Here is a 10828-nt window from a genome sequence, read left to right as displayed (position 1 = left end):
TCAGTCCTGCCCGTACCGGGGATCGACCGACTCGGGGGCCAGCCCCAGCAGCTCGGCGACCTGCTCCACGACGACCTCGTGCACGAGCAGGGCACGCTCGTCGCGGCTCTTGGTGCGGATCTCGACGGGCCGCCGGTAGACGACGATCTGCGCGGGCCGCCCCTTCTCCGCGGAGACCGCGCTACCGAGCGGAACGACCTCCTCCGGCGTACCGGGCACATCGAGGACGACGAAGTCGACCTCGGCCAGCTGGGGCCAGCGCCGCTCCAGCCGCTCCACCGAGTCCTGGACCAGATCGCGAAAGGTCTCGCCCCGGCTGGCCGACAGCGGCACCTGCGGCGGTGCGACCGGCCCGCGCATTCCGCGGCCATGACGGTCACGGCGCCGGGGCCGCGGCTCGAACGGGTGGGGAGGTACGGAGCTGTCCATCACCGACGCAGCGTAACGCTCCGGGGACCGGGACGATCGGCGGGACGACACGGCCGGACCGACAGCCGGGACGAGGTGCCGGGGTCGACGGGTCCGGCCCTACCGGGGACGGGGGGCCCGCCGGGGACGGAGAGGGGCCTCCGCCCCTGGAGGGCCCCACGGGGACCGGAGGGGGCCCGCCGGGGGCGGAGGGGCGGGGGCTCCCAGGACGGCAGACGGGCCCCCGCCTCCGGATGTCCACAGTTGAACATTTCGGCCAAGGTTGAGCCCGTTTCAGGCCCCTCATCCGATCATTGGCCGTGCCTCTGGGACCGCGATCCGCCCCACCCGCGACGGGCGCGACCGGCCGACGATCACGCGCCCCCGGCGGCGGCGCAGGTCAGGGTAGCCGCCGGATGTCCGGCTGTGCCGCAGGTCACAGGGCGACACGGTGGGGTGACCCGAGGGGGAGTCGTCGCGGCCCGCTCAAGAGTGCGGTACCGTCCAATATCGTGAGCCCTGTACGTCGCTGTTCGCGCACCGCGTGCGGCCGCCCTGCCGTCGCGACACTGACGTACGTCTATGCCGATTCGACTGCGGTCCTCGGCCCGCTCGCCACCTACGCCGAGCCCCACTGCTACGACCTGTGCGCCGAACACAGTGAGCGGCTCACCGCGCCGCGGGGCTGGGAAGTGGTGCGGCTCTCCGACGGCTCCGCCCCGGCGCACCCGAGCGGCGACGACCTCGAAGCACTGGCCAACGCGGTCCGCGAGGCGGCACGCCCGCACGACCGGGGCCCGGACGGCGAGGGCCGGGGCCGGCGCTCGGCCGACCCGGTGGAGGTGGCCCGTCGGGGCCACCTGAGGGTGCTGCGCTCCCCGGACTCCTGAGGCCGCCTCCTGAGGCACTGCCCGGCCGGGTAGTTTGGGCGGTCCGTAAAGACCCCAGGAGGACCGGCCGTGGTTGCTGATCTGTCGCAGCTCGTGAAGGCGTACGACGTGCGCGGAGTGGTGCCCGACCAGTGGGACGAGTCGCTGGCCGAACTCTTCGGAGCCGCTTTCGTCCAGGTCACGGCCGCCGACGCGATCGTGATCGGCCACGACATGCGGCCCACCTCACCGGGTCTGTCCGCCGCCTTCGCGCGCGGCGCGGCGGCCCGGGGCGCGGACGTCACGCACATCGGCCTCTGCTCGACGGACCAGCTCTACTACGCGTCGGGGGCGCTGGACCTCCCCGGGGCGATGTTCACGGCCTCGCACAACCCGGCGCAGTACAACGGCATCAAGCTGTGCCGGGCGGGCGCGGCCCCGGTCGGCCAGGACACCGGCCTGGCGGAGATCCGCACGCTGGTCGAGCAGTGGTCGGAAGGAACGCCCCGGCCCGCCGCGGCCACGCCCCCCGGCACCATCACGGAACGCGACACCCTCACCGACTACGCGTCCCACCTTCTCGGCCTGGTCGACCTGACCGCGATCCGCCCCCTGAAGGTCGTGGTGGACGCGGGCAACGGCATGGGCGGCCACACGGTCCCCACGGTCCTCGGGGGCCTCCCGCTCGACCTCGTACCGATGTACTTCGAGCTCGACGGCACCTTCCCCAACCACGAGGCCAACCCCCTCGACCCCAAGAACATCGCCGACCTCCAGGCCCGCGTCCTCGCCGAGGGCGCCGACCTGGGCCTCGCCTTCGACGGCGACGCGGACCGCTGCTTCGTGGTCGACGAACGGGGTGCGGGCGTGTCCCCGTCCGCGATCACGGCCCTGGTGGCCGCCCGCGAACTGGCCCGCAACGGCGGCGAGGGCATCGTCATCCACAACCTGATCACCTCCTCGTCCGTCCCCGAGGTGGTCCGCGAGAACGGCGGCACCCCGGTCCGCACCCGGGTCGGCCACTCGTTCATCAAGGCGGAGATGGCCGAGCACGGCGCGATCTTCGGCGGCGAGCACTCGGCGCACTACTACTTCCGCGACTTCTGGAACGCCGATACGGGCATGCTCGCCGCCCTCCACGTACTCGCCGCACTGGGCGGCCAGCAGAAGCCGCTCTCCGAGCTGGTCGCGGAGTACGACCGCTACACCGGCTCGGGCGAGATCAACTCCACCGTCGCAGACCAGGCCGCCAGCCTGACCAAGGTCAGGGAGACGTACGGCACCCGCGAGGACATCACCTTCGACGACCTGGACGGCCTCACGGTGACGGCCCCCGACTGGTGGTTCAACCTCCGAGCCTCGAACACGGAACCGCTGCTGCGCCTGAACGTGGAGGCGAGGGACGAGAACACGATGACAGCGGTACGAGACGAGGTCCTGGGCTTGATCCGGAACTGATCCAGCCTCTCCGGGACGGTTTCTCAGCCTCACCGAGGTCGTTTTCAGTCTCTCCGGCGTTTGAGGAGCGGGGTCCGGGGCGGAGCCCCGGTTACGGGAAGGGGCGGGGCGGGGAGCAAGCCCGCCGCAGGCGCCCACCCCCCGCCCCCATGCCCGAGTCTCACCCCCTGCCCCGGCCCACCCCGGCCCCGGCCCCACTCCACCCCGGGCCCCACCCCACCCCCACGCCATCCCCCGTTTCCTCCCCCGGGCCAAGCCGCGTCTCTTCCACCCCGGCGGTAGGCTGACGACGCCTGATCCACGCGGATCGGAACTCGCATGCTCGAAGGGACTCACCCCATGCCGCTCGAAGCCGGCCTCCTGGAGATCCTGGCCTGCCCGGCCTGCCACTCCCCGCTCGACGACCGTTCGGCGGCCGACACCCCCGAACTGGTCTGCACGGGCGACGGCTGCGGCCTGGCCTACCCGGTCCGGGACGGCATCCCCGTCCTGCTCGTCGACGAGGCCCGCCGCCCCGCCTGACCGCGAGCGACACCCGTACGGGACAGGACGGCAACAGACGGCGGGCGAGGCGAACGGCCTCGGCTCCGAACCAGGCCGGCCGGTCGAGGCCGAGCCAGTCGGGGCCGAGCCAGGCCGAGCCGGTCGAGGGCTCCCCACCCCGTACCCGCAGCCCGCACCCCACCCGGTGATCGGAGGCCCACAGCCATGCTCGACGAGTCCTTGCTCGACGCCCCGGAAGCCCTGGCCCGAGCCGACCGCCGCGACCTGCTGCGCGGCGCAGCCGAGGCCGGCGCCCGGGTCCGTACCGCCGCCCGGCACGCCGCCGAGGCGGGCATCGGCGGCCTGGCTCCCGAGGGCCGGCCCCGCGCCGTCCTCGTAGCGGGCCCCGGCACCGCCGCGTCCGGCGTCGCCGACCTGATCGGGGCACTGGCCGGCGCGGCTGCCCCCGTCACCCGTATTCACCCCGCGGGCGTGGCCCCCGCCCCCGGCGCCCTCCGCTGGGCCCTGCCCGGCTGGGCCGGATCCGTGGACCTGCTCCTCATCGCGACCGCCGACGGTTCCGAACCGGGCCTAGCCCTGCTCGCCGAGCAGGCGTACCGCCGCGGCTGCACCGTCGTCGCCGTCGCCCCCACCCGCTCACCGCTGCGCGAGGCGGTCGATGGGGTGCACGGCCTGGTCGTCCCGATGGCGGCCGCCCCGCACGGCGAGTACGACGCGGAGACCTCGGCCGCCGGTCCCGGCACGCTGTGGGCACTGCTCACGCCACTGCTGGCGCTCCTGGACCGGGTCGGCCTGGTGACCGCGACCCCCGAGGACCTGCAGAAGGTGGCGGACCGCCTGGACCGCACGGCGGAACGCTGTGGCCCGGCCATCGACACGTACAGCAACCCGGCCAAGACACTCGCCGCCGAACTCGCCGACAGCCTGCCACTGCTGTGGACGGAGGGCGAAGCCGCGGGCCCGGTCGGCCGCCGCTTCGCCGCCGTACTGTCCGAACTGGCCGGCCGTCCCGCCCTCACCGCACAGCTCCCCGAGGCGCTGCCCTCGCACGGCGCGCTCCTCGCCGGGGACTTCGCGGCCGGCGCGGACCCCGACGACTTCTTCCGCGACCGGGTCGAGGAGGGCGAGACGCTGAGAGCCCGGGTCGTCCTGCTCCGGGACCGCCCGACGGGAGGCCTGAGCGCCTACCCGGCCGCCCGGGAACTCGCGCTCGGCCACGACACGCCCGTCAGCGAGCTGGAGCCGGAGGAGGGCGGCGAGCTGGAAGCCCTCGCCGAACTGCTCGCGATCACCGACTTCGCGGCGGTGTACCTCTCACTGGCGTCTGCCCCCCAGCCCTGACACAGAACAAGAGAACACAGAACAGGGCAGAACGAAGTAAAACAGAACAGAGCAGAACGGATTATCGGCATAACGGGTCAGGGCAGGACGGACATGCCCCACCGGACAAGGCGCGACGCATCCCAGGCGTCCAAGCCCCACAGGCCGCACCCGCCCCTCACTCCCCGTCCACCCCACCGACGCCAGAGCCTCACGCACCACTGATACCCCTGGCGGGCGCCCCTGGCGCGAACCTGATCCTGACCCGACCTGATCCTGACTCGCCCACCAACCCGCCCGCCCCACCCGAGGACGACTCCATGGACCGGCTGTCCAACACCGTGCGCCCCTACGCCTGGGGGTCCACCACGGCCATCCCCGCCCTGCTCGGCATCGCGCCCACCGGCGAACCGCAGGCCGAGATGTGGATGGGAGCTCACCCCGGAGCGCCCTCACGTATCACCCGTACCACCGCGTCCGGCGAGATCGAACTGGCCCTCACCGACGCCATCGACGCCGACCCGGAGGGCGAGCTCGGCGCGCTGACCGTCGCCCGCTTCGGACCCCGCCTCCCCTTCCTCCTCAAGCTCCTCGCCGCCGGCGCCCCCCTCTCCGTACAGGTCCACCCCGACCTGGACCAGGCCCGTGAGGGTTACGCCGACGAGGAGGCCCGCGGCGTGCCGATCGACGCCCCCCACCGCACGTACAAGGACGCGAACCACAAGCCCGAACTCATCTGCGCCCTCACCCCGTTCGCCGGGCTGTGCGGCTTCCGCCCGCCCACCGAGGCGGCGGACGCGATGGAGGCGCTGGGCGTCGATTCCCTCAAGCCGTACGTGGACCTCCTCCGCGCCCACCCCGAGGAGGCGGCGCTCCGCGAGGTGCTCACGGCGATCCTCGGCGCGAACCCGGCGGAGATGGCCGAGACCGTGACCGAGGCCGCGGCCGCCGCCGAACGCCTCGGCGGCGCCCACGCCCCGTACGCCCGCGTCGCCCACCACTTCCCCGGCGACCCCGGGGTCCTCGCCGCGATGCTGCTGAACTACGTACAACTCCAGCCCGGCGAAGCCCTGTTCCTCGGCGCGGGCGTCCCGCACGCCTACCTCGACGGCCTCGGCGTCGAGATCATGGCCAACTCGGACAACGTGCTGCGCTGCGGCCTGACCCCCAAGCACATCGACGTCCCCGAACTCCTGCGCATCGTCCGCTTCGAGGCCACCGAGCCCGGTGTACTGCGCCCCGAAGCGGCCCCGTCGGGCGAGGAACGCTACGAAACCCCGGTCGACGAGTTCGCCCTGTCCCGCTACACGCTCGCCTCCGGGGCGGCCCCCACCGACCTGACCGCCCCCACCCCTCAGATCCTGCTCTGCACGGCGGGCACCGTCAGGGTCGGCGAACTCCCCCTCGGGCCGGGGGAGTCGGCCTACGTCCCGGCCGGCGAGCGGGTCGAGGCAACAGGACCGGGCACACTCTTCCGGGCCACCGTGGCGGCCTGACCCACGGACCGCCCCCGCGGCTGCAACAATGTGCCGCCTCACCACGGCGGTACGTTCCGCCGCGCACCGACGAAAGGACACCACGCACTCATGAGCGCGTCAGGCGGAACCAAGGCGATCGTGGCGGCACTCGCCGCCAACCTCTCGATCGCCGTGGCCAAATTCGTAGCGTTCCTCTTCAGTGGGTCCTCGTCGATGCTCGCGGAGAGCGTCCACTCGCTCGCCGACTCGGGCAACCAGGGACTCCTGCTGCTCGGCGGCAAGCGGGCGAAGCGCGAAGCGACTCCTGAACACCCCTTCGGCTACGGCCGCGAGCGCTACATCTACGCGTTCCTCGTCTCCATCGTCCTCTTCTCCGTCGGTGGCATGTTCGCCGTGTACGAGGGCTACGAGAAGATCAAGCACCCGCACGAGATCGAGGCCTGGTACTGGCCGGTCGGGGTCCTGGTCTTCGCGATCATCGCCGAGATCTTCTCCTTCCGTACGGCGATCAAGGAGTCCAACCTCACCCGGGGCGACCGCTCCTGGACCGAGTTCGTCCGCCGCTCCAAGGCCCCCGAGCTGCCGGTCGTCCTGCTGGAGGACCTCGGCGCCCTCGTCGGCCTGATTCTGGCGCTCGGCGGCGTCGGTCTCGCCCTCGCCACCGGCAACGGCGTCTGGGACGGCATCGGCACCCTTTGCATCGGCATCCTGCTGATCCTCATCGCGATCGTCCTGGCCGTCGAGACGAAGTCCCTCCTGCTCGGCGAGTCCGCCGGCATCGAGGAGGTCGAGAAGATCAAGGCGGCCGTGGTGGACGGCGACACCGTCACCCGCATCATCCACATGCGCACCCTGCACCTCGGCCCCGAGGAGCTGCTGGTCGCCGCCAAGATTGCGGTCCGGCACGACGAGACCGCCGCCGAGGTCGCCCAGGCCATCGACGCCGCCGAGCACCGCATCCGCGACGCCGTCCCGATCGCCCGGGTCATCTACCTGGAGCCGGACATCTACAACGCGGAGGCCGCCGCGACCGGAACCAACCCGGGCAGGACGCTCGACGGCCCGGTCGGGGCCCCGAGCGATTCCGGCCACTGACCCACCGCACACCAGCCCCGATCGGCCCGGTGACCCCGCACACACGCCCCTCTCTCCGAACGGGCTGGGGCTCACTGGGCCGTTCGGTGTAGATTCGGATACGGAAAACAGACGTCGCTGCTGATGGCGGTCGACCGGCTGGCACCAGCGAGCCGGGCGAGGGACAGAGGGCCTCCGACGGACTGCACTGCGAATCCGCCCGGGCATTCCTGTGCCCGTCGCGCCGCAGAGTCAGCCCAGAGACAGCCCACCCTCGACCCATCACGAGGAGCAGCCCGTTATGACGACGGCCACCGACCGCCAGGACTTCAAGGTCGCCGACCTCTCCCTCGCCCCGTTCGGGCGTAAGGAGATCACGCTCGCCGAGCACGAGATGCCCGGCCTGATGTCGATCCGCAAGGAGTTCGCCGCCGCCCAGCCGCTGGCCGGCGCCCGGATCACCGGCTCGCTGCACATGACCGTGCAGACCGCCGTGCTCATCGAGACCCTCGTCGCCCTGGGCGCCGAGGTCCGCTGGGCCTCCTGCAACATCTTCTCCACCCAGGACCACGCCGCCGCCGCCATCGCGGTCGGCCCGAACGGCACCCCGGAGGCCCCCGCGGGCGTCCCGGTCTTCGCCTGGAAGGGCGAGACCCTGGAGGAGTACTGGTGGTGCACGGAGCAGGCGCTGACCTGGCCGAACACCCCCACCGGCGGCCCGAACATGATCCTGGACGACGGTGGCGACGCCACTCTCCTCGTCCACAAGGGCGTCGAGTTCGAGAAGGCCGGCGCAGCCCCGGACCCGTCGACCGCGGACAGCGAGGAGTACGCCCACATCCTCACCCTGCTGAACCGCACCCTCGGCGAGTCCCCGCAGAAGTGGACCCAGCTCGCGTCCGAGATCCGCGGTGTCACCGAGGAGACGACGACCGGCGTCCACCGCCTGTACGAGATGCACCGTGACGGCTCCCTCCTGTTCCCCGCGATCAACGTGAACGACGCGGTGACCAAGTCCAAGTTCGACAACAAGTACGGCTGCCGCCACTCCCTCATCGACGGCATCAACCGCGCCACCGACGTCCTCATCGGCGGCAAGACCGCCGTCGTCTTCGGCTACGGGGACGTGGGCAAGGGCTGCGCGGAGTCCCTGCGCGGCCAGGGCGCACGCGTGATCATCACGGAGATCGACCCGATCTGCGCGCTCCAGGCGGCGATGGACGGCTACCAGGTCGCCACGCTGGACGACGTCGTGGAGACGGCCGACATCTTCATCACCACGACGGGCAACAAGGACATCATCATGGCCACGGACATGGCCCGGATGAAGCACCAGGCCATCGTCGGGAACATCGGCCACTTCGACAACGAGATCGACATGGCCGGTCTCGCCCGGATCGACGGCATCGTCAAGGACGAGGTCAAGCCCCAGGTCCACACCTGGACGTTCCCCGACGGCAAGGTCCTCATCGTCCTGTCCGAGGGCCGCCTGCTGAACCTGGGCAACGCGACCGGACACCCGTCCTTCGTGATGTCCAACAGCTTCGCGGACCAGACCCTCGCGCAGATCGAGCTGTTCACGAAGCCCGAGGAGTACCCGACCGACGTGTACGTGCTGCCCAAGCACCTGGACGAGAAGGTCGCCCGCCTCCACCTCGACGCCCTGGGCGTCAAGCTCACGACGCTCCGCCCCGAGCAGGCGGCGTACATCGGTGTCGAGGTCGAGGGCCCGTACAAGCCCGACCACTACCGCTACTGATCCGCCCCCGGTGTTCGGAAGGCCGGCCTTCCGAACACCGAGCGGCGTCACAGCATCCAGCGGCAGTTCCGCAGCGGCGCCGCGGCAGTTCCCGCGGCACATGCGTTGCCGTCCGCAGCAGCTCCGAGTGCAGGCCCCCGCACCCCCGTGCCGGGGGCCTGCTCCCGTTACCGCCCCCGCACAGCCCGAGGAACCCGAAGGACCCCATGCCCCGCGGCAGGTATTCGCTCCACGATCTTCACGATCACACCCCCCTCGGCGAAGAACACTTCCACTGCGCCCCCGGCCCCTCCGGCTGGCGCTATGTCTCCCAGACCACATCCCCCTCCGGAGACCACCTCGGCTCCCTCGACCTCGCCCTGGACGAGCTGGGCAGGCCCATCCGCCTCGAACTCCATGCCGCGAGCTGGCAGGTACGAGGAGCGGCCCTGGAAGGGGTCACCTGGGTCCGGACCGATCCCACCGGCAGCCACGCCACCGAAGGCAACGTCCGCGCCCACACCTTCGCCGGCACGTCCCCCGCGTTCCTGATCGCCACGACCCGTCTGCTGCGCCTCACCCCGGCTTCCCCCACGACCCGCGTCCGCGTGGTCACCTTCACGGACCCGGTCCTCGCACCCAGGACCGTCGACCAGTCCTGGGCTCTGATGAACAGTGAAGCGCACGCCACTGACAACGGCCCCCTGATCGTGGACGAATACCAGGTCAGCGCCCTGGACACCGGGGAGCGGCACACCGTCCACATCGCCGGCGACGTGGTCCTCGCGGCCCCCGGCATCGAGCTCGAACATCTGGAGACACCCCCGTCCCCGCGCACCTACGGGCCGGATCTCGGCGAGCCGCCCACGGACAGCCCGGCCGCCGACTAGCCGGGCGGAGCGAACCCGGCCGACGAAGTACCCCCGCGCCGCTGCCGTTCATCACCGACGCCACTACCCCCACCACGGGAACCCTCCCCAGCAGCCCCCGCACCACCGGCTCCACTGCCACCGACGCCACCGCCCTCACCATCGACAGCAGCAGCACCCCCACCCCCACCAAGCCCACCGGCCCCAGCGAAACCAGGGGACGCAGGGGTCCCGGGGCCACGGGGACCATGGGAGCCTCGAGGTACCCCCCGGCCCCGGCTCCGGTCCGATGCCCGGCGAACACGCGCCGCGCATCCCGGGACTGCCGCTCATGGACCACCGCGGCCAGAAAGGCGGCCGCGGGAACGCCCTGCGGCGCGGAGGCCCCCGTCCGAGCGACCAGCTCACCGGCCAGCCGCTCGGCGATCGACCGCCCCACACCGGGATCCAGCTGCTGCAGCCGCGTCAGGTACTGCCGTATCGCCGACCAGAGCTCGTCCGGTACGCCCGACAGATCCAGCTGCGCGAACCGGCCCACCAGCCAGGGCGGGGGAGGCGGCACGGCGACCGACCGGCCCGTCGCGGCGACGCGCTCCCGGATCACCAGCGTGCCGGCGAACACGTCACCGATCCGGCGCCCCCGCGCCGACACCAGGGACGCGATGGAGGCCAGAGCACCGAAGGTCAGGAGGGTCTCGACGAGCCCCATGGCCCCACGGACGAGCGCGTGCCGGAACCTGATCGGCCCACCGTCGTCCCGCACCACCCGCAGCCCGCAGGCCAGCTTCCCCAGGGAGCGGCCATGGCTCAGCGTCTCCACCGCGACGGGCCCACCGATCAGGACCAGCAGGAACGAGGCGACCCCGATCGCCGCGACGGCTGCCTCGTCCAAGGCCGCGGAGGCTATACCCAGCACCACCGAAACCAGGATGAAGACCGCGAACGTCACCGCCAGATCGATGGCGGAGGCCAGGGCCCGGCTGGGCAGCCGAGCGGGCCTCAAGCCCAGAACGACCGCGTCGCCGGTCACCAGCTCACTCATCGGGCCCCACCCTTCGCCGACCTTCCCTGCCCCAGCCGGGCCCAGTCTGCCAAGCTGACCGCCAGCGC

Annotated in this window: 9 protein-coding genes and 1 pseudogene; 8 read left to right on the top strand and 2 right to left on the bottom strand. The window is 72.0% G+C overall.

Annotation, left to right across the window (positions count from 1 at the left end):
- A complete protein-coding gene (locus CCZ36_RS12135) occupies window positions 1–429 on the bottom strand; it encodes a metallopeptidase family protein (protein WP_075265990.1) in 429 nt (142 codons plus the stop codon).
- Window positions 430–824: 395 nt separating this feature from the next.
- Here CCZ36_RS12135 and CCZ36_RS12125 point away from each other — a divergent pair, with 395 nt between their 5' ends.
- From CCZ36_RS12125 to CCZ36_RS12085, 8 genes are all read left to right on the top strand, one after another.
- Entirely contained in the window at window positions 825–1298 is a 474-nt protein-coding gene (locus CCZ36_RS12125) for a DUF3499 domain-containing protein (protein ID WP_128817634.1), read from the top strand.
- A 69-nt stretch (window positions 1299–1367) separates the two neighbouring features.
- Window positions 1368–2735: a phosphomannomutase/phosphoglucomutase gene (locus CCZ36_RS12120; protein WP_128817633.1), complete on the top strand. Its 1368-nt coding sequence runs from the start codon at window positions 1368–1370 to the stop codon at window positions 2733–2735.
- A gap of 339 nt (window positions 2736–3074) precedes the next feature.
- Window positions 3075–3257, top strand: a complete 183-nt coding sequence (locus CCZ36_RS12110; protein ID WP_069740190.1) for a Trm112 family protein — start codon at window positions 3075–3077, stop codon at window positions 3255–3257.
- A gap of 186 nt (window positions 3258–3443) precedes the next feature.
- Entirely contained in the window at window positions 3444–4580 is a 1137-nt protein-coding gene (locus CCZ36_RS12105) for an SIS domain-containing protein (RefSeq protein ID WP_069740191.1), read from the top strand.
- A gap of 299 nt (window positions 4581–4879) precedes the next feature.
- The gene (gene manA / locus CCZ36_RS12100; RefSeq protein ID WP_128817632.1) at window positions 4880–6055 is read left to right on the top strand and encodes a mannose-6-phosphate isomerase, class I; all 1176 of its coding nucleotides are present in this window, start codon (window positions 4880–4882) and stop codon (window positions 6053–6055) included.
- A 90-nt stretch (window positions 6056–6145) separates the two neighbouring features.
- Window positions 6146–7132, top strand: a complete 987-nt coding sequence (locus CCZ36_RS12095; protein ID WP_128817631.1) for a cation diffusion facilitator family transporter — start codon at window positions 6146–6148, stop codon at window positions 7130–7132.
- A 280-nt stretch (window positions 7133–7412) separates the two neighbouring features.
- Window positions 7413–8870 (top strand): adenosylhomocysteinase, encoded by a 1458-nt coding sequence (ahcY, locus tag CCZ36_RS12090; protein ID WP_069740194.1) that lies wholly within the window; start codon window positions 7413–7415, stop codon window positions 8868–8870.
- A 206-nt stretch (window positions 8871–9076) separates the two neighbouring features.
- Window positions 9077–9739: a hypothetical protein gene (locus tag CCZ36_RS12085; protein WP_128817630.1), complete on the top strand. Its 663-nt coding sequence runs from the start codon at window positions 9077–9079 to the stop codon at window positions 9737–9739.
- On the opposite strand, the pseudogene CCZ36_RS12080 reads toward CCZ36_RS12085, so the two are convergent.
- A pseudogene (locus CCZ36_RS12080) lies at window positions 9736–10760 on the bottom strand (RDD family protein). The gene CCZ36_RS12085 and the pseudogene CCZ36_RS12080 overlap by 4 nt on opposite strands.
- Window positions 10761–10828 lie beyond the last annotated feature (68 nt).

It is taken from the genome of Streptomyces sp. S063 (assembly GCF_002832675.1).
In the GTDB taxonomy this organism is placed as follows: Bacteria; Actinomycetota; Actinomycetes; order Streptomycetales; family Streptomycetaceae; genus Streptomyces; species Streptomyces sindenensis.
Note: the sequence above shows the minus strand (reverse complement) of the source record. Positions and strands in the feature narration are given on the sequence as shown.